Annotated in this window: 19 protein-coding genes; 11 read left to right on the top strand and 8 right to left on the bottom strand. The window is 76.1% G+C overall.

The features are described from left to right. The first annotated feature begins 31 nt into the window (after positions 1–31). Positions 32–469 (top strand): cyanase, encoded by a 438-nt coding sequence (cynS, locus tag B5Y66_RS07005; RefSeq protein WP_079572807.1) that lies wholly within the window; start codon positions 32–34, stop codon positions 467–469. Here the strand turns inward: cynS and B5Y66_RS07000 are convergent. Next, positions 457–4146 (bottom strand): ATP-dependent DNA helicase, encoded by a 3690-nt coding sequence (locus tag B5Y66_RS07000; protein ID WP_245806966.1) that lies wholly within the window; start codon positions 4144–4146, stop codon positions 457–459. The two genes, cynS and B5Y66_RS07000, sit on opposite strands and share 13 nt — an antisense overlap. Beyond that, on the bottom strand, positions 4143–7631 hold the full coding sequence (locus B5Y66_RS06995; RefSeq protein WP_079572805.1) for a PD-(D/E)XK nuclease family protein: 3489 nt from the start codon (positions 7629–7631) through the stop codon (positions 4143–4145). The genes B5Y66_RS07000 and B5Y66_RS06995 overlap by 4 nt, the downstream gene beginning before the upstream one ends. Before the next feature lie 212 nt (positions 7632–7843). Between B5Y66_RS06995 and B5Y66_RS06990 the strand changes: the two genes are divergently transcribed. Then, positions 7844–8068, top strand: a complete 225-nt coding sequence (locus B5Y66_RS06990; RefSeq protein ID WP_079572803.1) for a DUF3107 domain-containing protein — start codon at positions 7844–7846, stop codon at positions 8066–8068. Positions 8069–8101: 33 nt separating this feature from the next. On the opposite strand, the gene B5Y66_RS22485 is transcribed toward B5Y66_RS06990, so the two are convergent. Then, positions 8102–8776, bottom strand: coding sequence for a ferritin-like fold-containing protein (locus B5Y66_RS22485; protein ID WP_176168801.1), 675 nt, complete (start codon positions 8774–8776; stop codon positions 8102–8104). A gap of 270 nt (positions 8777–9046) precedes the next feature. On the opposite strand from B5Y66_RS22485, the gene B5Y66_RS06980 reads away from it, so the two are divergent. Together B5Y66_RS06980 and B5Y66_RS06975 are read left to right on the top strand one after the other, a co-directional pair. Continuing rightward, complete coding sequence (locus tag B5Y66_RS06980) at positions 9047–10708, top strand: DEAD/DEAH box helicase (RefSeq protein ID WP_079573282.1); 1662 nt, start codon at positions 9047–9049, stop codon at positions 10706–10708. 100 nt (positions 10709–10808) lie between these two features. Further along, complete coding sequence (locus B5Y66_RS06975; RefSeq protein WP_079572801.1) at positions 10809–11105, top strand: DUF1905 domain-containing protein; 297 nt, start codon at positions 10809–10811, stop codon at positions 11103–11105. 36 nt (positions 11106–11141) lie between these two features. Here the strand turns inward: B5Y66_RS06975 and B5Y66_RS06970 are convergent, their stop codons facing one another. From B5Y66_RS06970 to B5Y66_RS06960, 4 genes are all read right to left on the bottom strand, one after another. Continuing rightward, positions 11142–12332, bottom strand: coding sequence for a CynX/NimT family MFS transporter (locus B5Y66_RS06970; protein ID WP_176168800.1), 1191 nt, complete (start codon positions 12330–12332; stop codon positions 11142–11144). Then, positions 12329–13048 carry a FadR/GntR family transcriptional regulator gene (locus tag B5Y66_RS22480; protein WP_217700743.1) on the bottom strand — a complete coding sequence of 240 codons (720 nt, stop codon included), beginning with the start codon at positions 13046–13048 and terminating at the stop codon, positions 12329–12331. Before B5Y66_RS22480 ends, B5Y66_RS06970 begins: the two co-directional genes overlap by 4 nt. A 63-nt stretch (positions 13049–13111) precedes the next feature. Next, the gene (locus B5Y66_RS06965) at positions 13112–13750 is read right to left on the bottom strand and encodes a MarC family protein (protein WP_079572799.1); all 639 of its coding nucleotides are present in this window, start codon (positions 13748–13750) and stop codon (positions 13112–13114) included. Then, positions 13747–14613 carry a PHP domain-containing protein gene (locus tag B5Y66_RS06960; RefSeq protein WP_079573278.1) on the bottom strand — a complete coding sequence of 289 codons (867 nt, stop codon included), beginning with the start codon at positions 14611–14613 and terminating at the stop codon, positions 13747–13749. The genes B5Y66_RS06965 and B5Y66_RS06960 overlap by 4 nt, the downstream gene beginning before the upstream one ends. A gap of 173 nt (positions 14614–14786) precedes the next feature. Between B5Y66_RS06960 and B5Y66_RS06955 the strand changes: the two genes are divergently transcribed. After that, positions 14787–15629: an alpha/beta fold hydrolase gene (locus B5Y66_RS06955; RefSeq protein ID WP_079572797.1), complete on the top strand. Its 843-nt coding sequence runs from the start codon at positions 14787–14789 to the stop codon at positions 15627–15629. 55 nt (positions 15630–15684) lie between these two features. Further along, positions 15685–17244, top strand: a complete 1560-nt coding sequence (locus B5Y66_RS06950; protein WP_079572795.1) for an aminopeptidase P family protein — start codon at positions 15685–15687, stop codon at positions 17242–17244. A gap of 103 nt (positions 17245–17347) precedes the next feature. Here the strand turns inward: B5Y66_RS06950 and B5Y66_RS06945 are convergent, their stop codons facing one another. Then, entirely contained in the window at positions 17348–18160 is an 813-nt protein-coding gene (locus tag B5Y66_RS06945) for a general stress protein (protein ID WP_079572793.1), read from the bottom strand. Positions 18161–18262: 102 nt separating this feature from the next. Here B5Y66_RS06945 and B5Y66_RS06940 point away from each other — a divergent pair, with 102 nt between their 5' ends. From B5Y66_RS06940 to galK, 5 genes are all read left to right on the top strand, one after another. Continuing rightward, on the top strand, positions 18263–19534 hold the full coding sequence (locus B5Y66_RS06940; RefSeq protein WP_245806965.1) for a magnesium transporter MgtE N-terminal domain-containing protein: 1272 nt from the start codon (positions 18263–18265) through the stop codon (positions 19532–19534). Beyond that, a complete protein-coding gene (locus B5Y66_RS06935; RefSeq protein ID WP_079572789.1) occupies positions 19527–20033 on the top strand; it encodes a DUF1003 domain-containing protein in 507 nt (168 codons plus the stop codon). Before B5Y66_RS06940 ends, B5Y66_RS06935 begins: the two co-directional genes overlap by 8 nt. Before the next feature lie 130 nt (positions 20034–20163). Then, entirely contained in the window at positions 20164–20730 is a 567-nt protein-coding gene (locus B5Y66_RS06930; protein WP_217700742.1) for an AAA family ATPase, read from the top strand. A 9-nt stretch (positions 20731–20739) separates the two neighbouring features. Continuing rightward, the gene (locus B5Y66_RS06925) at positions 20740–21894 is read left to right on the top strand and encodes a P-loop NTPase (RefSeq protein WP_079572787.1); all 1155 of its coding nucleotides are present in this window, start codon (positions 20740–20742) and stop codon (positions 21892–21894) included. 127 nt (positions 21895–22021) lie between these two features. Further along, positions 22022–23272 (top strand): galactokinase, encoded by a 1251-nt coding sequence (galK, locus tag B5Y66_RS06920; RefSeq protein ID WP_079572785.1) that lies wholly within the window; start codon positions 22022–22024, stop codon positions 23270–23272. Positions 23273–23390 lie beyond the last annotated feature (118 nt).

Genomic DNA, 23390 nt, shown 5'->3' with positions numbered 1-23390 from the left:
CCCCGAACGAAGGACACCCGTGGATCCGATCATGACCAAGGCCGCCGCGGCCGAGCAGGTCGTCACCGCCCGCCTCCGGTCCGGCCGCACCTGGCAGGAGATCGCCGACACGGTCGGAGCACCGGTCGTCTGGACGACCGCCGCGCTGCTCGGCAACCACCCCATGAGCGCCGAGCAGGCGTCTTCCGCGTGCAAGCTGCTGGGCCTGGGCGACGACGTCGCCGAGGCGCTGCGGCTGCAGCCGTACCGCGTGCGCGACGAGGCCGTGCTCTCCGACCCGACGATCTACCGCTTCACGGAGGCGCTCAGCGTGTACGGTCCGGCGCTCAAGGAGCTCATCCACGAGGAGTTCGGCGACGGCATCATGTCCGCGATCAACTTCCAGGTCGACATCGCCCGCCGCCCGCACCCGGACGGCGACCGGGTCGTGGTGACCTTCGACGGGAAGTTCCTCGACTACCGCTGGTGACGCTCGCCCCGCACGAGCGCCTCCAGCTCGGCCTCGTCGAGCAGCCGGCGCGGCCGCACGGTGGTGCCGCCCGCCACGTAGACGAACGCGGCGGACACCCGGTCGAGCGGCAGGCCGGTGTACCGCGACCAGGCCAGGCGGTAGACCGCGAGCTGGACCTCGCGGGCGGAACGGGCGGCCGCGTCGCGCGGCTCGTGACCCGTCTTCCAGTCCACGACGACGACGGCCTGCGGGCCGTCGTCGCTCGACGACGCCTCCGGGTCCGGGAAGACGGCGTCGATCCGGCTGCGCAGCATCACGCCGCCCACCGGGGTCTCGACGTCCACCTCGACCGCGAGCGGCGTGCGGGCCGCCCACTCCGAGTCGGCGAAGCGCTGCCGCAGGGTCTCCAGGTCGACGTCGGGCGCGATCTCGCCGTCCTCGGCGCCCGGCAGGTCGTCGACGTCGACCAGCGACGACGACGTGTAGAACCGCTCCACCCACTCGTGGAAGTGCGTACCGCGGCGGGCGTGCACGGTCGGTTCCTGCGGCACGGGACGGCGGAGCTGGAGCGCGAAGGCGTCGCGGTCCCCGGCGAGCCGCACCAGGCCCGACGCCGACACGTGCGCCGGCATCTCGACCTCCCGCGTCCCCCGTTCCCCGCGCTCGGCGAGCAGCGTGCGCGCGAGCAGCACGAGGTCACGGCCGGACGAGTCGCGCAGCACGCCGGTCGGCGCGCCCGTCCCCTCGGCCCGGGCGGCCTCCACCCGGGCCGCCGACGACCGCAGCAGGTCGCGCGGCGTCGGACCGTCGTCGTCGGGCCGCTGTGCGGACCCGGGGTCGTCCGTCGGTGCTCCCGCGGCCGGCTCGGTCGCCGGCCACGGGGCGGCGCGCTCCACCGCGTCGCGCGGGTTGCCCGCCGCCGGGTCGGGCTGGTCGGCCCAGCCGTCGGCGCGCACCACCCCGCCCTCGACGAGCTCCGCGAGGAACGGCGACACGCGCCGCGGCGTGCTCCCGGTGCCCCACCAGTGCGCGGTGAGGAACAGCTCCCGGCGGGCGCGCGTGAAGGCGACGTACGCGAGCCGGCGTTCCTCGGCCAGGCGGTGCGCGCCGCTCTCCGCGCGGAACAGGTCGCGACGGGCGGCGAGGTCCTTGGTGTCGGCGGCTTCCGCCCAGGTGAACTCGGGCAGGTCCGGCGCGTCGCCGCGCAGGTGGTAGGGCAGCGCGGAGACGTCCGTGAGCCAGCCGCCGTCCAGCCGCCCCTGCGACGACTCGGCCTGGCTCGGGAACACGCCGTCCACCAGACCGGGGACCGCGACGACGTCCCACTCGAGTCCCTTGGCGGCGTGCGCGGTGATGACCTGCACCGCGTCCGGGTCGGGCTCGCGGACCGGCATGTCGAGGCCGCGCTCCTGGTCGCCCGCGACGCCGAGCCAGGCGAGGAACGCCCCCAGGGTCGCGACGTCGGCCGACTGCGCGAAGCTCGCGGCGACGTCCCGGAACGCGTCGAGGTGCTCCCGGCCGCGCAGGCTCACCCCCGCGGCCGCGCCGCCCCCGGGGCCCGCGGCCGGGGTGAGCGTGTCCGCGAGCACCTGCGCCGTGGCGACCTCGACGTCCAGCCCCAGCGCGCGCTCGGCCACGACCACCAGCTCGGGCAGCGACAGGTACGTGAGGCCGCGCAGCTCCCGCAGCAGCCGGGACAGCGCCGAGAGCCGGCCGTGGCCCGCGGCGGACAGCACGCGCCCGTCCCGGGCCGGACGCCCGGGGGCGGGCAGGTCGTCGAGGGCGTCGACGATCGAGCGGTGGTCGACGACGTCGCCCTCGACGACCACGGCGTCGTCGTCCTCCTGCGGGTCACCCTGGGGGTGGGCGCGCCTGCCCGGCCGCACACCGTCGGCGCGCGCGAGGTCGGACGCCCACGAGCCGAGAGCGTGCAGGTCGGACGCGCCGAGGTTGACGCGCGGCCCGGTGAGCAGCCGCAGCAGCGAGTCGCCCCGCGACGGGTCGTGCACCGCCTCGAGCAGCGCGACGACGTCCACCACCTCCGGGGTGGACAGCAGCCCGCCGAGGCCCACGACCTCCACGGGCAGCCCGCGGAGCCGCAGCGCCACCTCGACGGCCGCGAACTGCGACCGCGCCCGGCACAGCACGGCGGCCGTCACACGGTCGGAGCCGTCCCGCCGGGTGGAGCGGCGCCAGCGCGCCGCGACGAACTCCGCGGCCGCCTCGGCCTCCTCCTCGCTCGTGGCGGCGACGTGCGCGCGCACGACACCCGTGCCCGCACCGGGGCGCAGGTCCAGCGGCGGCACGTCGACGCCCGTGCCCGTCCGCCGCGCGCGGTCCCGCAGCGGCGCGGCGGCGACGTTCGCGGCCGCCAGCACGGCGGCGTCGTTGCGCCACGACGTGCTGAGGTAGCGGACCGCCGCGGGGGCGCCACCGCGCGTGCGGAATCGCTCGCCGAAACGCGCGAGGCCCGACGCCGACGCGCCGCGCCAGCCGTAGATCGACTGGTGCGGGTCGCCCACCGCCGTCACGGCGTGCCCGCCGCCGAACAGCCCTGCGAGCAGCTCCACCTGCGCGTACGACGTGTCCTGGTACTCGTCGAGCAGCACCACCGGGAAGCGGGAGCGCTCGGTGGCCCCGACGGCCGGCACCGACCGTGCGAGCTCGGCCGCGAACGCGATCTGGTCGCCGAAGTCGAGCGCGTCCGCGACACGCTTGCGGCGCCGGTACTCGGCGACGAGGTCCAGCAGCCTGGTGCGCTCCGCCACCGAGTCGATCAGGCCCTGGATCTCCTTGGTCCGCTTCTTCTGGCGCGGGCCGAGCGGCAGCGCGTCCAGCCGGGCGACGACGTCGGCCAGCGCGGCGCGCGCGTCGTCGACGGGCAGCAGGTGCTCCCCCAGCTCCCCGGACAGCGCGAGCACGGCCCCGACGACCGTGCTCACCGCGCGGTCGGTGCCGAGGTCGTCGGCCCACGACTCGACGACCTGCGCCGCGAGCTGCCACTGGTTCGCCTCGCCCAGCAGCCGCGAGCCCGGCTCGATGCCGAGCCGCAGCCCGTGGTCGGCGACCAGCGCCGCGGCGTACGCGTTGTAGGTCGCCACCGTGGGCCGCGCGAGCAGGTCCAGGCCCGACGTCGCGCGCCCCTGCGCGCGGGCGAGCCCCGCGAGGCGCGACTGCACGCGCTGGGTGAGCTCGGCCGCCGCCTTGCGCGTGAACGTCAGCCCGAGCACCTCCTCCGGCGCCACGAGCTCGTTGGCGATGAGCCACACCACACGCGCCGCCATCGTCTCGGTCTTGCCGGACCCGGCGCCCGCGACCACGAGCACAGGCTCCAGCGGCGCCTCGATCACGGCCACCTGCTCGTCCGTGGGCGCGGGCCGCCCGAGCAGCTCGGCGATGTCCCGGGCGGACAGGCCCGGTCTCGCGGGCGCGTCCGGCCGGTGTCCCGCCGGGGAGGAGGGCGCCGCACCCCGCAGGGTGTCGTCGTCGAACAGCAACGCGTCCGGGGAGGCGGCCCCGACGCCCTGGGCGGTGGCAACGAGCCCGGCGAGCTCCGGGAACCCGAGGTCGGCCTCGCGGCCGGGTTCGCCGAGCGCGGCCCACGCGTCCCGGGCGAACGCGCCCGCGGCGTCGTCGAGCTCGCCGTCGCGCCCGGGCTCGGGCGCGGCCGGCCCGGTCGTCCCGTCCCCTGTCATCCGATCACGTTCCTTCCCTCGGGCTGCACGGGGCACGACCGGCGCACGGGGCACATCGGGCACAGGTCGTTCTCGTGCGCGGTGAAGCGGCCCGCCGCCATGGTGTCCGCGGCGCTCTCCACGAGGGCGCGCGCCCAGCTCGACCCGTCCTCGCCGACGTCCAGCGCGGGCTGGCTGCGCAGCGTGGGCGCCACGGTCGGCGTCCCGACGTACACCAGCCGCGCCCCCGCGCTGGGCGTGCCCGGCGGCAGGTCGAGGGCCCCCTCGGCCACCGCGAGCTGGTACGCCCCGAGCTGCGGGTGCTCGGTGGCCTTCGCGCGGGCAGGTGCGGTGCGGCCGGTCTTGAGGTCGGCGACCGTCACGCCCTCGTCGCCCGCGTCCTCGACCCGGTCGATCTTGCCGCGCAGCTGCGCACGCCCCACGGTGAGCTCGAACGCCGGCTCCACCAGCAGCGGCTCCCCCGCCTCCGTGTAGTAGGCGGCGAGCCGCTCGATCATCCGCTCGGCGCGGTTCCGCAGCTGCCGCGAGGGCCAGCCGTCGGGCAGCGCGAGCTCCGGCCAGCGGCGGTCGAGCTCGGCGCGCAGCGCGGTGAGCGACGCCTTCGGGAGCTCCTCCGCGATGGCGTGGACGAGCGTGCCGAGGGTCTGGTGCGTCGCGTCGGGGGCCGTCGCGCCCGCCGACTCGAACGCCCACTTCAGCGCGCACGTGCTCACCGTCTCCACCTTGGACGGGGAGACCGTCACGACGTCCTCCGGCCCCCACAGCGGCGCCTCGCTGGACGTCGCCGCGACGCCGTACCAGGTCCGCGGGTCGGCCTCCGCGATGCCGGCGCCCGCCAGGCCCGCGAGCAGGGCGGCCGCCGCGTCCACGGGCCTGTCGCCGGATCCTTCCACGTCGTCCCGGGAGGCGGCGCGGACCAAGGTCGCGCGGGCCTCGGCGACGACGCCGCGCAGGTCGAGCGGCGGGCCCACCGTCACGCGCCGCGGGTCGGGGCCGTCGACTCCTGCCGCGCCATCGGGGCCGTCGTCGGGTGGGGACACGAGGTCGAGGAACACCGACGGCGCGTCCTCCGCGTCCTCGACCGCGGTGACGACCAGCCGGCGTCGCGCGCGCGACGTCGCGACGGCGAACGCGCGCAGCTCGTCCGCGAGCACCTGGCGGCGGGCCTCCGGGCCCATGCCGTGCGCGTCCTCGGAGCGGCCGGCGAGCAGCTCCACGAGCGCCTGCGAGCCCAGCAGCGAGTCGCGCAGCCGCAGGTCGGGCCACACGCCGTCCTGCACGCCGACCACGACCACGACGTCCCACTCGCGCCCCGCAGCGCCCGCGGGCGTCAGCGCCTCGACGGCGTGCGCCCCGGTCGCCGACGCCGCGAGCGAGTCCGCGGGCAGGTCCTGCGACGCGAGGTAGTCGACGAATGCCGCCACGGGGGCCCCGGGCATGCGGTCCACGTAGGTCTCGGCCGCGCGGAACAGGGCGAGGACGGCGTCCAGGTCGCGGTCGGCGCGGGCACCGGCGGGGCCGCCCGCCAGCGCCGCGTCGCGCCACCGGTCCGCGAGCCCGGTGGCCGCCCACACGGCCCACAGCACGGTCTGGGCGGTGGCGCCCGGCTCGGCCGCGGCGGCCCGTCCTGCGGCGAGCACGCGCGCGACGGCGAGCGGGCCGCGCCGCACGGTCGACGGGAGCGTCCCGGCGCGCGCCGGGTCGTCGAGCGCCTCGACCAGCAGCGCGTCCGACGACCGTCCACCGCCGCCCGACAGCTCCTCGGCCCGCAGCGCGCGCCGCAGCCGGCGCAGCGCCACCGCGTCGAGGCCGCCGACCGGCGACGTGAGCAGCAGCGCCGCCGTCTCGGCGTCGAGCGTGGACCCCACGCCCGGCTCCCCGAGCTCCTCCGCGAGCAGCCGGTCGACGCCGCCCCCCGCCGCGCACACGCGCAGCGCGGCGAGCAGCGGCGCCGCCGCCGGCTCGTCGCGCAGCGGCAGGTCGGAGCCGAGCAATGCCACGGGCACCGACGCCGCGACGAGGTCCCGGCGCAGCGACGCCAGCCGGTCGCCGCTGCGCGCCACCACCGCCATCCGCTCCCACGGCGTGCCGTGCAGCAGGCGCTCCGCGCGCAGCTCGCGCGCCACGTACGCCGCCTCCTGCGCCGGTCCCGCGAGCACCGCGACCTGCACGCCCGACGGCGCGGCGTCCCGCCCCGAGCCCTCCACCGTCCGGCCCTCTGACGCCCCGTGGCCCTCTCCCGGCGGCGGCGTGCCACCCTCGACGCGGGTCGCGCCGTCGCGTGGCGCCGTGCCGGGAAGCTCGTCGCCACCTGCCTCGTCGGCGACATCGGTCTCATCCGCGTCGTCCGCGCCGGCCTCGTCCGGCTCGGGCCGGGCACCGGCGCCGCGGTGCAACGCCCCGGAGACAGTCGCGATGCGCGACGTGACGGCCCGCGTCACCGCGCGCAGCCCGTCCGGCTGGCGCCACGCCGTGCCCAGCACGACGGTGCGCGCGTCGAACGCCCCCACGACCCCGGTCCGCACGGGCGCGCCGGCCCGGCCGACCAACCCGGGCGACGCGCCGCGGAAGCCCTGCACGGCCGAGTCGGGGTCGGCGAGCAGCACGAGACGCGCACCCGCGTCGTGCAGGACCTGCAGCAGGCGCGCCGTGGCGACGGTCGCCTCCTGGTAGTCGTCCACGACGACGAGGTCCCAGCGGGGACGCGGCACGTCCGGCAGCTCGTCGTCCCAGCCCGCGAGGGCGTGCGCGGCCTCGTCGATCACGCCCGCCGGGTCGTACCGCGCGCCCGCGTCCGGGGTGCCGAGCCGCAGCGTCGTGACGTCCAGGTACTCCTCGTAGAGCTGCGCGGCGAGCACCCACTCCGGCCGGTCGTGCCGGCGCCCGAGCTCGTCGAGGTCGACCGGGCCCAGCCCTCGCTCGGCCGCGCGCATCAGCAGGTCGCGCAGCTCCTGGCGCAGGCCGCGCAGGCCCAGCGACTCCTCCGGGAGCCCCGGCGGGAGCGCGAGGTCGGTGCCCTCGCCCGAGAGGTGACCCTCCAGCAGCTCGGCCAGCACGAGGTCCTGCTCCGGGCCCGAGACGAGGGTGGGCGTCGCCTCCCTGTGCGCCGCCGCGCGGGTGCGCAGGACGGCGAACGCCGCCGACGCCGGCGTCCGCACCATGGGCGCCCCGACCGTGCGGCCCGCGCGGGCGGTGACCTCGTCGCGCAGCCGGGCCGCCGACCGGCGCGACGCCGCGAGCACCAGCACGCGCGCCGGGTCGACGCCCGGCGCACCGTCGTCCCCGCCCTCGAGCGCGCGCACCGCCACTGTCGTCGCGACCGTGGTGCGCCCTGTGCCCGGCCCGCCCACCACGAGGGTGACGGGCCCGTCGAGGGCAGCCGCGACGGCCGCCTCCTGCGTCGCGTCGAGCACGACGCCGGCGCTCACGACGTCGGCTCGCGCCGGCGCCACGAGGCGGGGGGCGGTGGGGGGCGCTGGCGTCACGGGAGCGATTCGACCACGTCCCACCGACACCCGACACCCGCCGCACGCCCCAGCACGCACCGCGCGGTTTCACCCTCCGCTGACAAAGTCCTTCCTGGCCCGTCGCGGCGCGCGCCCGTGGCTAGGATCGTCGGGACTTCCGGGACGACCGGGAACGACAGAAGGCCGACAGCCGCGTCGGCACGGCCGGGGCGGCTCGCGAAGGAGACAACGTGGACATCACGATCGGTGTGCAGAACCTGGCCCGCGAGCTGGTCGTCGAGACCGACCAGACGGCCGCGGACGTGACCTCCGCGGTGCGCGAGGCGATCGCCGACGGCGGGGTCCTCGAGCTCACGGACTCGCGCGGCCGCACGATCCTCGTGCCGACCGCCACGATCGGGTACGTCGAGGTGGGCTCGACGGAGCAGGCCAAGGTGGGCTTCGGCGCCCTCTGACGCCGGTCGGGGGCGCTGGTGGAGCGACGCCCGTCAGGCGGCGAGGCCGAGGCGGTCCATCCGCCGCGTGTGCTCCGCCGTGAGCCGGGAGACGAGCCACGCCTGCACGGTCGCACCGCCGTCCGGCTCGCCCTCCCGCGCGTGGGAGGCCAGCGCCGCCAGCGGTGCGTGCGCCGCGAGCAGCACGGGCACGAGGCCCAGCGCCTCGCCCACGACGCGCCGACCCCACAGGGCCATGCGGGAGGAGAGCACGTCGTCCGCCGTGGCGGCCGCGGCCAGCACCGCAGTCGCCGGGTCGTCGGTGCGCGGCTCGCCCACGGCGGCCGCGAAGCCGGCCCCGCCGTCGGGCAGCCCCGCCGCGAGCTCGCGGCACAGGTCCTGCGCGACGCCGAGCCCCACCACGCTCTTGAGCAGGCCCTCCGCCCAGGTCGACGGCGTCGTGCGCGCGTCGAAGTCGGTCAGGGCGCCGTCGAACGGCGCCATCGCCTCGGCCGCGCCGTCGGCCCCCGGGCCCACGACCAGGGCCAGCAGCCGTCCCTGGCGGCCCAGAGCGTCGCCCGCCGCCGTCGCCAGGGTCTGACGGACGGGGAGGTCGGGGGCGTCCACCGAGCGGCTCGCGAGCAGCCCGAACGCCGCCAGCTCGGTGAAGGCCGCGAGCCCCACCAGCGTCGTCAGGGCGGGGTCCGGGGTGCTCGGCTGCTGGCTCACGCGCCCCAGGATAGGGGCGCCAGGCCGTGTCACACCCGGAGCCGGGCCCCGTCGCGTACCATGGGAGGCGTACTTCGGTTGCCCGGTCGTCACGCTTTGACTCGACCGCAGCGGCCCGGCGGGATGTCCCGCGAGGCCTGAGCGACGTTCTTCCACGATCGGCTGCCGACCACCTCGGCGCTCATTGCGACCCGAACAGTGCGGCCCGTCGCCGGCTCCGGCCGTCCGGGAGCCCGGTTCGCGCGCGCCGACGAGCAGACGAAGGTACCCGTGACCACGACCGACACCGCCGCCACCGCGGCAACCACTCCCGGCGACTCCGGCGAGCCCGACTACTCCACCCCAGCCGCCATCCAGGCGCAGGACGTGTCCTTCGCGGACTTCGGGGTGCGCCCTGAGATCGTCGAGGCCCTGCGCGACTCCGGGATCACCCACCCCTTCCCCATCCAGGCGATGACGCTGCCGGTGGCGCTGCAGGGGCACGACATCATCGGCCAGGCCAAGACCGGCACGGGCAAGACGCTCGGCTTCGGCGTGCCGCTGCTGCACCGCGTCGTGGCGCCGGGCGAGCCGGGCTTCGACGAGCTGCCCGCCCCGGGCAAGCCGCAGGCCCTCGTCGTCGCGCCCACCCGCGAGCTCGCGGTCCAGGTCGCCAACGACCTCGCCACCGCCTCGAAGAAGCGCTCCGTGCGCATCGCCCAGATCTACGGCGGGCGCGCCTACGAGCCGCAGATCGAGATGCTCAACCAGGGCGTCGAGGTCGTCGTCGGCACACCGGGCCGCATGGTCGACCTGCTCAACCAGGGCCACCTCAACCTCACCCGCGCGGCCACGGTCGTGCTGGACGAGGCCGACGAGATGCTCGACCTCGGGTTCCTGCCCGACGTCGAGAAGATCCTGTCGCGCACCCCTGCGGTGCGGCACACCATGCTGTTCAGCGCGACCATGCCCGGCCCGGTCGTCTCGATGGCCCGCCGCTACATGTCGCAGCCCACGCACATCCGCGCGGCCGAGCCGGACGACGACGGCGCGACCGTGAAGAACACCCGCCAGGTGGTCTACCGCGCCCACGCGCTGGACAAGGTCGAGGTGCTGGCCCGCCTGCTGCAGGCCGAGGGCCGCGGCCGCACCATCGTCTTCGCCCGCACCAAGCGCACCGCGGCGAAGGTCTCCGACGACCTGCGCGACCGCGGCTTCGCGGCCGGCGCCATCCACGGCGACCTGGGCCAGGGCGCCCGCGAGCAGGCGCTGCGCGCGTTCCGCCACGGCCACATCGACGTCCTCGTCGCCACCGACGTCGCCGCGCGCGGCATCGACGTCGACGACGTGACGCACGTCGTCAACTACCAGTGCCCCGAGGACGAGCGCACCTACCTGCACCGCATCGGCCGCACCGGCCGCGCGGGCAAGCAGGGCACCGCCGTGACCTTCGTCGACTGGGACGACATCCCCCGCTGGCAGCTCATCGACCGCACGCTGAACCTCGGGTTCCCCGAGCCGGTCGAGACGTACTCGAGCTCGCCGCACCTGTACAGCGACCTCGGCATCCCCGAGGGCACCAAGGGGCGGCTGCCGAAGAGCAAGCAGCAGCTCGGCGGCCTGGACGCCGAGGAGCTCGAGGACCTGGGCGAGACGGGCAAGCGCACCAGCTCGCAGTCCGGCCAGCGTGACGGCGGTCGTCGTGACGGCGGCGGTCGTGACGGCGGCTCGCGCAGCGGTGGCCGTGGCGGCTCGCGCTCCGGGCAGGGCGCGCGCGGCGGCTCGCCGCAGGGCGGTTCCGCGCACGGCGAGCGCTCCGAGGCGGTGCCGGCCGCGGGCGAGCAGCAGGACGGCGAGCAGCGCCGTCGTCGCAGCCGCAACCGCCGCCGCACCCGCAGCGGCCGCCCGGTCGAGGGCGGCTCGTCCGCCCCGCAGGATCCGTCGGAGGGCTGACCCCCCGAGAACGGCGGTCGAGCCCGTCGAGACCCGAGTCCTGGGTCTCGACGGGCTCGACCGCCGTTCTGCTGTCCGGGGCACGTCGTAGCGTGCAGGCATGCGCCTGACGTTCTCGGCACCGCTGTGGCAGTGGCAGGTGCGCGCTGACTCGTGGTGGTTCGTCACCGTGCCGCCGGAGGAGTCCGACACCCTCGCGGAGCTGCCCCGGCCGCCGCGCGGGTTCGGGTCGATCAAGGTGACCGTGACCGTCGGCGCCACCACCTGGTCGACGTCCGTGTTCCCCAGCGACGAGCAGCGCGGCTACGTGTTGCCGATGAAGAAGGCGGTGCGGGTCGCCGAGGGCCTCGAGCCCGGCGCCACGGTGCGGGTCACCCTGAAGCCGGTCGGCCTCTGAGCCCCCGCCGATCAGGCCCGACGTCGACGGTGCGGGTCAGCGGACGATCTCGTCCCGCCCGGCGAACCAGGCGGCCACGCCCTGCACCAGCGACGCCCCGACGAGCAGCACCAGCGGCACGGTCCACGAGCTGGTGGCGTCGTGCGCGACGCCGAGCCCGAGCGGCCCGCAGGCGGCCAGCAGGTAGCCCGCGCTCTGCGCCATGCCCGACAGCTCGGACGTGCGGGCCGCGCTCTCGGTCCGCAGGGCCATGAGGGTGAGGGCGAGGCTGATGCCGCCGCCCTGGCCGAGGCCGAGCAGCACCACCCACACCACGGCAGCGTCGGGGGCGAGGATCAGGCCGACCAGGCCCGTGGTGATGAGCGCGACGATGACGACGCCGATCCCCCGCTGCCGCCGCATGCGCCCCGCGAGCACCGGTGCGACGAACGAGCCGACGATCCCGAGCAGGTTGGTCAGCGCCAGCAGCCAGCCGCCCGTCGCGACGCTCCGGCCCTCGGCGACGAAGATCTCGGGCAGCCAGGCGTTCACCGCGTAGAACGACAGCGACTGCGTGCCCATGAGCACGGTGACCGCCCAGGCCAGCGGGCTGCGCCACACCGACCGCACGGCGTCGGCGGCCGTCGCGCCCGGCGGGCGCACACCGACGCCGCCGAGGGCCGGCGACCGCAGCGCGCGCGGCGCCCACACCGCCGCCCCGACCACGGCGAGCAGCCCCCACGACGCCAGCGCGGCGCGCCAGTCCATCCCGGTCGCCGTCGCGATCGGCACCGTGAGACCGGCGGCCAGCGCGGCCCCGCCGGACAGCGCCATGGAGTACAGCCCGGTCATGAGCCCGACCCGGTCGGCGAAGTCGCGCTTGATCAGCGCTGGCAGCAGCACGTTGCCGAGCCCGATCGCGCAGCCGACGGCGAGCGTGCCCAGCAGCAGGGTCGCGATCCCGGGGACGAGGCGCAGGGCGAAGCCGAGGCACAGCACCACGAGGCTGCCGAACAGCGCCCGTTCCAGGCCCAGGCGGCGGGCCAGCCCGGGCGCCGCGGGGGCGAGCAGGCCGAAGCACAGCACCGGGAGCGTCGTGAGGACGCCGCCGGCGGTGGAGCTGAGCCCCTCGGTCGCGAGGATCTCGCCCAGCAGGGGCGAGACGGCGACGACGCCGGGGCGCAGGTTGAGGGCGGCGAGGACGATGGCGAGGACGGCCCCCGCACCGAGCGCGCGGCGCAGGCTCACGCGTCCACCTCCGCCGCACGAGCGAGCAGGTATGCGCGCACGGCAGCCATGGTGGCTTCGACGGCACGCTCCGCGCCCTCCGCGTCCCCGGCGGCGACGGCGTCGACCACCTCGCGGTGGCCGGGCACGTCGCGGTGGTGGCGCCCGTGGGCGTCGGTGGCGAGGGTGCGCACGAGGACGTGGTCGATGCCGTCGTAGAGCTCCGCGAGCAGGGGGTTGCCCGCGGCACGGACGAGCTCCGCGTGGAAGGCGATGTCGGCGGCGCGGAAGGAGTCCTCGTCGCCGTCCCGCGCCGCGGCCTCCTGGGCCTCCAGCGCCGCCCGCAGCGCGGCGAGCGCGGCGACGTCGCGCCGTCCCGCGGCCGCGCGCGCGGCACCCCGCTCGAGGACGGAGCGCACCTCGAGCACCTGCAGCGCGTCGGCGGTGCGGGCCCGGCGCCCGATCGCGGCGTCGAGCCCGCTCGCGGCCCGCACGTAGGTGCCGTCGCCGCGACGCGGCTCGAGGATGCCCGCGTGCTCCAGGGCGCGCACGGCCTCGCGGACCGTGTTGCGCCCGACGCCGAGCCGGTCCACGAGCTCCGGCTCCGTGGGGATGCGCGACCCGACGGGCCACTCCCCCCGCTCGACGAGGTCGGTCAGGTGCTCCACGACGAGCTCGGACACCTTGCGCGGCCGGGAGATCGGGGAAGGACGGGAGGACGTGACGGGCTCGGGCACCGAAAGACCCTAACATCCCATGTTTGCGCCCCGGAGGCCCGGTCGGCGGGCCGCCGACCGGGGCTACTGCGCCATCTCGACGAACTCGGTGACCGCCGTGGCGATCTGCTGCACCGCGATCGCGGCCAGCAGCAGGCCCGCGATCCGCGTCACGAGCGTGACCCCCGAGTCCTTCAGCACCCGGTGGATGACGTTCGCGAACCGCATCGACAGGTACAGGCACACGTGGACCAGCACGATCGCGATCGCGATGGCGACCAGCTGCGGCACCCCGCCCGCGTCCGACACCCGGGTCTGCTGGACGAAGACCATCGTCGCGACGATCGCGCCCGGCCCGGCCAGCAGCGGCGTCCCCAGGGGCACGAGCGCCACGTTGACGCCCTTGTTCCCCGACGGCGAGGGCTCCTCCATCTTGCCGGTCAGCAGCTCCATCGCGACCAGCAGGAGGAGCAGGCCGCCGGACGCCTGCAGCGCCGGCAACGAGATGCCCATGTAGTGCAGCACCTGCTGCCCGAACAGCGCGAAGACGACGATGACGCCGAACGCCACGAGGATCGCCTGGCGCGCGGCGCGGTTGCGCTGCTTGGCCCCCATGGCCGACGTCAGGCCCAGGAAGACCGGCACCGTGCCGGGCGGGTCCATGATGACGAACAGGGTGACGAACACCTCGGTGAACAGCGCGGTGTCCAGCACCGCGCTCACGGGCGGATCACGTCCAGCCGACCCCTTTCCTCGATCCGTGCGAGCACCTCGGGAGCGGTGGTGTGCTCCCCGATGCGGTTGAGCTTCCCGGTGCCGTGGTAGTCGCTGGAGCCCGTGACGAGCAGTCCCAGCTCGTCCGCCAGGCCCCGCAGCCGGTCGCGGGTGTCGGCGTCGTGGTCCCGGTGGTCCACCTCCAGCCCGGCGAGGCCGGCGCCGGCGAGCGCCGCGATCGTCCCCTCGCTGACGGTGCGGCCGCGGGCCCCCGCACCCGGGTGCGCCATCACAGGGACGCCACCGGCGCCGAGCACAGCGCGCACGGCGACGTCGGTGTCCGGGGCGTAGTGGGGCACGTAGTACGGGGCGCCCGGGTGCAGCACCGTGGCGAACGCCTCGTCGCGCGAGGCGACGACGCCCGCCGCGACCAGCGCGTCCGCGAGGTGCGGGCGCCCCACCGTGGCGCCGTCGCCCGTCTGCGCGACGACGTCGTCCCAGGTCACCGGGAAGTCCTCGGCCAGCCGGTCCGTCATCCGCCGGGCCCGGGTGAGCCGGTCGTCGCGGGTGCGCTCGCACTCGGCGCGCAGCACGGCGTCGTCCGGGTCGTGCAGGTAGGACAGCAGGTGCACGCTGATGCTGCCCCCCTCGGTCGTGACGCGGGTCGAGATCTCTGTGCCCCGCACGAGGGCCACGCCGGTGGGTCCGACGGCGCCGGCGGCCTCGGCCCAACCGGCGGTGGTGTCGTGGTCGGTGAGCGCGACGACGTCCAGCCCGGCGCCGGCCGCCGCCGCCAGCACGCCGTGCGGGGAGTCCGTGCCGTCGGACGCCCGCGAGTGCGTGTGGAGGTCGATCCGGGGCCGGTGGGTCACGGACACCGATTCTAGGGAGCGGCGCGTACCGGCACGCGCGATCCCGGCCCTGGCGCGGTGCGACGTCCGACACGTCCGCCGCCCGCGCCCGTGAAGGCGGCGACACAACCTCTCCACCGCGCCCGCCGCTGGCGCACCCGGCACGCCCCGACCGGCGGGGGACGATCGAGGCGATGAACTTCCCCAGCGCCGACGTCACCGCTCCCCCCGCCCTGCCCGCCGCCCTCGAGCGCGGCCCCGCGCCGGAGCGGGCCGGGATCGTCTTCGTGCACGGCATGCGCACGTCGTCGGCCATCTGGGAGCGGCAGGTCGACCACGTGCGCGACGCCGGGCACGACGCGGTCGCCGTCGACCTGCCCGCCCACGGCGCGCTCCACCGCGAGCGGTTCTCCATGCCGCGCGCCTTCGAGGTGCTCGACGAGGCGGCGGGGTCGTTCGGGGCGGACACCCCGGTCGTCGTCGTGGGGCTGTCCTTGGGCGGGTACACGTCCCTCGCCTGGGCGGCGCGGCACGCCTCCCCGTCCGCCGGGGCGGCCCGCCTGGCCGGGGTGGTCGCCGCCGGGTGCACCTCCGACCCGAAGGGCAAGCCCGTGGCGCTCTTCCGCGACGTCGCGCACCTCGCCGTCACCGGCACGACGGCGGTCCGGCGCGGCCTGCGCGACGCCTCGCTCGCCTGGCGCTCCGCCCTCACCGGCGGACGGTCGCGCGCCGGCGGCCTCGAGGTCGCGGCCCTGCTCGGCGACGCCCCCCGGCCCGGCTGGGACATCGTCACCGACGCGCTCACCCATCTCGCGGGCCGCTCGTCGGTGGCCAGCACGCGCGCGCTGCAGGTGCCCGTGTGGTTCGTCAACGGGGCCCGCGACCGCCTGCGCCTCGAGGAGTCGCGGCACGTCGCGGCCGCCGACCGGGGCGCGCTCGTCGTCGTGCCGGACGCCGGCCACGACGTCAACTCCGACGCCCCCGCCGCCTTCAACCACGTGCTCACGCGGGCCCTGCGCGACTTCGCGCGCGACTGACGGGAGCCACCCGGGCCCGCGCCCGAGCCGTCCGGACGGGTGGGACACTGGGAGCATGACCGACACCACCCCCGTCGACGAGACCGCGCCCGCAGCTCCGGCTAGCACCGAGGACCGCGGCAGCAACCGTTCCCAGCGCCCCGTCTCGGAGGCGTTCAAGTCGTTCATCACCTCGCAGTGGGGCGAGCGCGCCGACCTCGGCGTCGAGCCCGGCGAGGCGGTGCCGTACACGGCCGAGCGCCGCGCCAAGCTGTCCGCCCGCTTCCCGGGCGCGCGCCTCGTGGTCCCCGCCGGCCCGCTCAAGACGCGGTCGAACGACACCGACTACCGGTTCCGTCCGCACTCCGCTTTCGCACACCTCACCGGGCTCGGCACCGACCAGGAGCCCGACGCCGTGCTCGTGCTGCACCCGGTCGCCGACGGCGAGGGCGACCCCGATGGCAGCGGCAACGGCACCCACCACCACGCCGTGCTCTACGTGCGCCCGCTGGCGGCGCGCGACACCGAGGAGTTCTACGCCGACTCCCGCTACGGCGAGTTCTGGGTGGGCGCACGGCCGTCGCTCGACGACGTCACGACCCTCACCGGGGTCGAGGCCCGCCACGTGGACGAGCTGCGCGACGCGCTCACGAAGGACGTCGGCGCCGACGGCGTCCGCGTGCTGATCGTGACGGGCGCCGACGAGACCGTCGAGACGCTCGTCGAGGCCATCCGCGAGGAGGCCGGCATCGAGGCCGGGGCCGAGGACGAGCAGCTCGTCGAGGCGACCTCCGAGATCCGTCTCGTGAAGGACGCCCTCGAGCTGGAGCACCTGCGCGAGGCCGTGGCCCGCACCATCGAGGGCTTCGAGCAGGTCGTGCCGGTGCTGCCGAAGGCCGTAGCGCACCGGCGCGGCGAGCGCGTCATCGAGACGACGTTCGACGGCCACGCCCGCCTCGAGGGCAACACCGTGGGCTACGAGACCATCGCCGCCGCAGGCGAGCACGCCACCACCCTGCACTGGATCACCAACGACGGCGTGGTCCGCTCCGGCGAGCTGGTGCTGCTGGACGCCGGCGTCGAGGTCGACTCCCTGTACACCGCGGACGTCACCCGCACCCTGCCGGTGGACGGAGAGTTCACCGACGTGCAGCGCCGCATCTACACCGCGGTGCTCGACGCCGCCGACGCCGCGTTCGCCGTCGCGAAGCCGGGGACCAAGTTCCGCGACATCCACGCCGCCGCGATGGAGGTCATCGCGGCACGCCTCGAGGAGTGGGGCCTGCTGCCCGAGGGCGTCACCGCGGAGGTCTCCCTGTCCCCCGAGGGCCAGCAGCACCGCCGCTGGATGGTGCACGGCACCAGCCACCACCTCGGCCTCGACGTGCACGACTGCGCCCAGGCGCGCCGCGAGCTCTACCTGGACGGTGTGCTCGAGCCCGGCATGGTGTTCACCATCGAGCCGGGGCTGTACTTCAAGGCCGACGACCTCGCCGTGCCCGAGGAGTACCGCGGCATCGGCGTGCGCATCGAGGACGACGTGCTGGTCACCCGTGACGGCAACGAGAACCTGTCCGCAGCCCTCCCCCGCCGCCCCGAGGACGTCGAGGCGTGGATGGCGCGCCTGCGCGGCTGACCGACGACATCGCTTCGGCACACCTGGTGGGTCTCTGCGGCACGGACTGCTGCCGAAGACAACCACCAGGTGTGCCGAACCGTTCCACCACGTGCCGACCTGATCAGGGCCGGGGCGGGCGGTACGGGTCGTCGTGCTCCGGCGCCTTCGGCTCGGAGCCCTCCGGCGGCGCCTGGGGTTCGTCGGGCTCCGCCGGGGTCTCGGGCTGCGGCGGAGCCTGCGGGGCGGGGGCCTGCTCGTCGGCGGGGCGCATCGCGCCGTACCGCGGCGCGCCGCTGGGGGTGGTCCAGCGCGGGTCGGGGGTGCGCGGGGCGACGGGCGCTGCAGGGGCACCGACGGTCGGGGCGCCGACCGTGGGGGCGCCGACCGTGGGGGCGCCTGCCACCGGGGTGGTCGGTGCGGCGACCGTGGAGCCGCGCCGCGGCTTGCCGGTCCCGCCCGGGGACTCCCGCAGCATGGACCGGGCCTCGCTCGCCTGCTCGGCGGCGCAGAGGATGGCGTACGTCGAGGCGACGATCTGCGACGACGACGTGAAGTCACGACGCCCGCCGGTCAGCGCGTACGACAGCACGGAGAAGAGCAGCCCGAAGCCCGCGCCGAGGCCGATGCCGACGAGCAGCACGCCGCCCATGCCGGTGCCGCCGAACAGGCTCAGCAGCAGGCCGACGAAGAAGCCGAACCACGCGCCGGAGAGCGCACCCGCGAGCGCCACCCGGCCGTAGGAGAGCCGCCCGGTGACCCGCTCGACCATCCGCAGGTCCGTGCCGACGATGGTCACGTGCTCGACGGCGAACTTGTGGTCCGACAGGTAGTCGACGGCCTGCTGGGCCTCGAGGTACGTGTCGTACGCGGCGACCTCGTCCCCCGCGGGCAGGGTGGGGACGCGGGGCACGGCGTTCGGGCGGCTGAAGCTCATTCGCCCAGTCTGGCCCAGTCCCGGCCCTGGCACCACCACACGACCGGCCCGCCCGCGCCTCCGACCAGGACCGACGGGGCAGCCCCGCGTAGGCTGGCCGACGTGAGCGCGGCAACCAGAGTCTTCATGGCACGGCTCGCCGGCACCCAGGTCTTCGACCCGATCGGTGACGAGGTGGGGCGCGTGCGCGACGCCGTCGTGCTGATCCGCGCCAAGGGCGCGCCCCGCGCCGTCGGGCTGGTCGTCGAGGTGCCCGGTCGGCGGCGGGTCTTCCTGCCGCTGACGCGGGTGACGGCGATCGACGCGGGCCAGGTGATCTCGACGGGGCTGCTCAACATGCGCCGGTTCGAGCAGCGGGCGATGGAGTCGCTGGTGCTGGGCGAGCTGCTGGACCGCACCGTGCGGTTCACGGACGGCACGGGCGAGGCGATCGTCGAGGACCTGTCGATCACGCGCCAGCGCACGGGCGACTGGCTGGTGGACCAGCTCTTCGTGCGGCGCAAGCAGGCCGCGCGCGGCCTGTCGCTGCGCCGGCGGGGCGAGACGCTCGTCGTGCCGGTGGACGCCGTCACCGGGCTGGCGGGGTCCACGCAGGAGCAGGGCGCCGCCAAGCTGCTCGAGGCGTACGAGGACCTGCGCCCGGCCGACCTCGCGGACGTGCTGCACGAGCTCGGCGACACCCGCCGGCTGGAGGTGGCGAGCGCTCTCGACGACGAACGCCTGGCCGACGTGCTCGAGGAGCTTCCGGAGGACGACCAGGTCGCGATCGTGTCCCGCCTGGACTCGGGGCGCGCCGCCGACGTCCTGGAGGCCATGCAGCCCGACGACGCCGCCGACCTGCTGAACGAGCTGCCCGACGAGCAGGCGGCCCGCCTCCTGGAGCTGATGGAGCCGGAGGAGGCGAAAGACGTGCGCCGTCTCCTGTCCTACGACGAGGACACGGCGGGCGGCCTCATGACCACCGAACCGGTCATCCTCGGGCCGGAGACGTCGATCGCGACCGCGCTGGCGCAGATCCGCAAGCAGGACCTGCCGCCCGCGCTGGCGTCGATGGTGTTCGTGGCACGACCGCCGCTGGAGACGCCCACGGGCCGGTTCCTCGGCGTCGCGCACTTCCAGCGCCTCCTGCGCGAGCCGCCGCACGCGTCGGTGGGGTCGGTGCTGGACACGGACACCGAGTGGCTGACGCCGGAAGCCCCGGTGGGCCGGGTGACGCGCCTGCTGGCGGCGTACGACCTGCTCGCGCTGCCGGTGCTCGACTCCGAGAAGCGGCTGCTGGGCGCGGTCTCGGTGGATGACGTGCTCGACCACATCCTTCCGGACGACTGGCGCGAGCACGTCGACGAGAACCTCCAGGAGGTGCCGCGTGGCTGATCGTCTCGACCAGCCGAAGGAGTTCCGGCGCACCTTCATCCCGCGGCCGCGGATGGACCAGGACGCGGTGGGCAAGGCCACGGAGGGCATCGCCCGCTTCCTCGGCACCCCGCGCTTCCTCATCTACGTCACGGTGTTCTGCGCGGTGTGGCTGGCGTGGAACTCCTGGGGCCCGGAGTCCCTGCGGTTCGACTCGGCGTCGAACGGCTTCACGGCCCTCACCCTGGTGCTGTCGCTGCAGGCGAGCTACGCGGCGCCGCTCATCCTGCTCGCGCAGAACCGGCAGGACGACCGCGACCGCGTCACCGCGGAGCAGGACCGGCAGCGCTCGGAGCGCAACCTCGCCGACACGGAGTACCTGGCCCGCGAGATGGCGGCGCTGCGGATCGCGCTGGGCGAGGTCGCGACGCGCGACTTCGTCCGGTCGGAGATCCGCAACCTCCTCGAGGAGCTGGACGAGAAGGAGTCGGAGCGCAGCCGCGACGCCTCCTCGTCCTGACGAGGTCGTGGGCCGGCGAGGCGGGGCGTCCGTGCAGGTCGGACGTCGCCCCGGGCGGCCGGGTCCCGTGCCACGGCACGGCCCTGCGCGTTAGTCTCCCGACGGCGGATCCGACGACGGGCAGGTGGGCATGGCGCGGCAGGTGGTGCTGGTGAACGGGCTGCCCGGGTCGGGCAAGACGACGCTGGCGGGCCCGCTCGCGGCGCTCCTGGGCGCGCCGTGCCTGGGCAAAGACGCCGTGAAGGAGGCCTTGGCCGACGCCGTCGCCCCGGAGGCCCGCGCCCTGGTGGGCGCTGCGGCGATGGAGGCGGTGTGGCGGCTGGCCGCGGCGCCGATGGCGCGGGTCGTCGTCGAGTCGTGGTGGTTCCGGCCGCGCGACCTCGACCACGCGCTGCGCGGGCTCGCGACCGCGGGGGCAGACGCCGTGGTGGAGGTGTGGTGCGACGTGCCGCCGGAGGTCGCGCGGGAGCGCTTCGAGGCCAGGGCGACGACCCGGCACCCGGTGCACTCCGACGACCGGGACATGGCGGCCGAGTGGGCGGCCTGGTCCGCTGCGGGCGCACCGCTGGCCCTGGGCCCCGTGGTGCGGCAGGACACTGCCGGGCCGGTGGACGTCGGCGCGCTGGCCCGGCGGGTCATGGTCGCCCTGCCCGGTCGTGACCCACGACGCACCGGTGCCACGGCGCTGCGCACCTAGGATCGGGACATGACCACCGGCTCCCCCGACGGCCCCGCACCGCTGACCGACCGCGTCCGCACCGCCCTCGCGTCGGTGATCGACCCGGAGATCCGGCGGCCCATCACGGACCTCGGCATGGTGCGCTCGGTGGACGTGCACGACGGCGGCCGGGTCACGGTGGGCGTGGACCTGACGGTCGCCGGCTGCCCCATGAAGGGCACGCTGGTGCGCGACGTCACCGCGGCGGTCGAGGCGCTGGAGGACGTGACGGGCGTCGACGTGCAGCTCGGTGTCATGACGCCGGAGCAGCGGCAGGCCCTGCGCTCGCAGCTGCGCGGCGGCGCGGGCGACCCGGTGATCCCGTTCGCCCAGCCGGGATCGCTCACCAAGGTCTACGCGGTCGCGTCGGGCAAGGGCGGCGTGGGCAAGTCGAGCGTGACGGCGAACCTCGCGGCCGCGATGGCGGCCGACGGGCTCAGCGTGGGCGTCGTCGACGCGGACATCTACGGCTTCTCGATCCCCCGGATGCTCGGCGTGGACCGGCAGCCCACCCGCGTGGACTCGATGCTGCTGCCGCCGATCGAGCACGGCGTGAAGGTCGTGTCGATCGGCATGTTCGTGCCCGCGGGGCAGCCGGTGGTCTGGCGGGGGCCGATGCTGCACCGTGCGCTGGAGCAGTTCCTCGCGGACGTGTTCTGGGGCGACCTCGACGTGCTGCTGCTCGACCTGCCACCCGGCACCGGCGACATCGCCATCTCGGTGGCGCAGCTGCTGCCCGGCAGCGAGATCGTCGTCGTCACGACCCCACAGGCCGCCGCGGCGGAGGTCGCGGAGCGCGCCGGGTCGATCGCCACGCAGACGTCGCAGGGCGTGGTGGGCGTGGTGGAGAACATGTCATGGCTGGAGCAGCCGGACGGGTCGCGGCTCGAGGTGTTCGGCTCCGGCGGCGGGCAGCGCGTCGCGGACCGCCTGGGCGCGACGCTCGGCACGCAGGTGCCGCTGCTCGGCCAGGTGCCGCTCGACCTCGCCGTCCGCGCCGCGGGGGACGAGGGGACGCCGGTGGTGCTCTCCGACCCCGACTCCGCCGGGGCGCGCGTCCTGCGCGACGTCGCCCGCGCGCTCACCGGCCGTACGCGCGGCCTCGCGGGGATGCGGTTGAACCTCAGCCCCGTCACGGGCTGACAGGCTCCCCTCCTCCCGCCGGACGCCGGCCCGGACGGCGCCGCGCCGCTCTCGACCCGCGCGATACCCTCGCCCGGGCGCCGCACCGGCGCCCGTCTGCTGTCCCGCCCGCAAAGGAGCTGTCCCGATGAGCACGCCCGAGTGGCTCGAGTCCTGGTCCGACGACGACGGTGCGCGCCGCGTGCGCGAGCTGTTCGCCCGGGCCTTCGGGCCCACCGCGACCGAGCCCGCCGCCGGGCCGGACGGCGTCTGGTCGGCCCCCGGCCGGGTCAACCTCATCGGCGAGCACACGGACTACAACGCGGGTCTCTGCCTGCCGATCGCGCTGCCGCACCGCACGTTCGTCGCGCTGCGGCTGCGGGACGACGACGCGGTGCGGGTGGCGTCGGCGCAGACCGACGCCCCGTGGGAGATGCGGCTGGCCGACGTCGTGCCCGGGCAGGTCGAGGGCTGGGGCGCCTACGTGGCGGGCGTCGCCTGGGCCCTGGCGCAGGCCGGGCACCCGGTGCGCGGCTTCGACGCCGTCGTCGACTCGTGCGTCCCGTTCGGCGCCTCGCTGTCGAGCTCGGCGGCGCTGGAGTGCGCGTTCGCCGTCGCGCTCGACGACCTGCTCGGGCTGGGGCTCGGCGGCGACGACGCGGGGCGCGTCCAGCTCGCCGCGGCATGCATCCGCGCCGAGAACGAGATCGCCGGGGCCGCCACGGGTGGCCTCGACCAGGCCGCGTCGCTGCGGTCACGGCCGGGCCACGCCCTGCTGCTGGACTGTCGCCCGGAGCTCGGCCCGCTCGAGAACGCCGCCCCCATCCCCTTCGACGTCGCCGCCGCCGGGCTCGAGCTGCTCGTGATCGACACGCGCGCGCCGCACCAGCTGGTCGACGGGCAGTACGCCGCGCGCCGCGCGTCCTGCGAGGACGCCGCTCGCCTGCTCGGCCTGGCGAACCTGCGCGCCGTCACGCCCGAGGGTCTCGACGAGGCGCTCGCCGCGCTGGAGCCGCACGACGCCGACGGCGTGCTGCGCCGGCGGGTGCGCCACGTCGTCACCGAGACGGCGCGCACGGCCGAGTTCGCCGACCTGGTGCGCGCGGGCCGCGTCGCCGAGGTCGGGCCGCTCATGAACGCCTCCCACGCGTCGCTGCGCGACGACTACGAGGTCACCGTGACCGAGACCGACCTGTCGGTCGACTCCTGCCTCGCGGCGGGCGCGGTCGGCGCGCGCATGACGGGCGGCGGTTTCGGTGGCTCGACGATCGCGCTGGTCCGCGCCGACGAGGTCGACGCCGTCGTGGCAGCCGTGCAGGCCGCGTTCGACGCCGCCGGGCTGCGCTCGCCCGGCTTCCTCGTCGCCCCGCCGTCGGCCGCGGCGGGCCGCACCGCCTGACCGCTCCCCTCCCCGCCGGGCCTGGCGGGCCCGGCCTGGTCTCCACCGGCTCCGACCTGCGCTGCCGCCCCCGGATGCCGGTGACGCGGGCACCTGCCTACGGTGCGGGGGAACGGCG

Origin of the sequence: Krasilnikoviella flava (assembly GCF_900167525.1) — a bacterium.
Taxonomy (GTDB): domain Bacteria; phylum Actinomycetota; class Actinomycetes; order Actinomycetales; family Cellulomonadaceae; genus Isoptericola; species Isoptericola flavus.
Note: the sequence above shows the minus strand (reverse complement) of the source record. Positions and strands in the feature narration are given on the sequence as shown.

Bases quoted from the DNA above. Each gene is read 5' to 3' on its own strand.
- B5Y66_RS06975 (WP_079572801.1), top strand. From the start codon at position 10,809: ATGCGCCTGACGTTCTCGGCACCGCTGTGGCAGTGGCAGGTGCGCGCT.
- B5Y66_RS07000 (WP_245806966.1), bottom strand. From the start codon at position 4,146: ATGACAGGGGACGGGACGACCGGGCCGGCCGCGCCCGAGCCCGGGCGC.
- galK (WP_079572785.1), top strand. From the start codon at position 22,022: ATGAGCACGCCCGAGTGGCTCGAGTCCTGGTCCGACGACGACGGTGCG.
- cynS (WP_079572807.1), top strand. From the start codon at position 32: ATGACCAAGGCCGCCGCGGCCGAGCAGGTCGTCACCGCCCGCCTCCGG.
- B5Y66_RS06930 (WP_217700742.1), top strand. From the start codon at position 20,164: ATGGCGCGGCAGGTGGTGCTGGTGAACGGGCTGCCCGGGTCGGGCAAG.
- B5Y66_RS06925 (WP_079572787.1), top strand. From the start codon at position 20,740: ATGACCACCGGCTCCCCCGACGGCCCCGCACCGCTGACCGACCGCGTC.
- B5Y66_RS06955 (WP_079572797.1), top strand. From the start codon at position 14,787: ATGAACTTCCCCAGCGCCGACGTCACCGCTCCCCCCGCCCTGCCCGCC.
- B5Y66_RS06950 (WP_079572795.1), top strand. From the start codon at position 15,685: ATGACCGACACCACCCCCGTCGACGAGACCGCGCCCGCAGCTCCGGCT.
- B5Y66_RS06945 (WP_079572793.1), bottom strand. From the start codon at position 18,160: ATGAGCTTCAGCCGCCCGAACGCCGTGCCCCGCGTCCCCACCCTGCCC.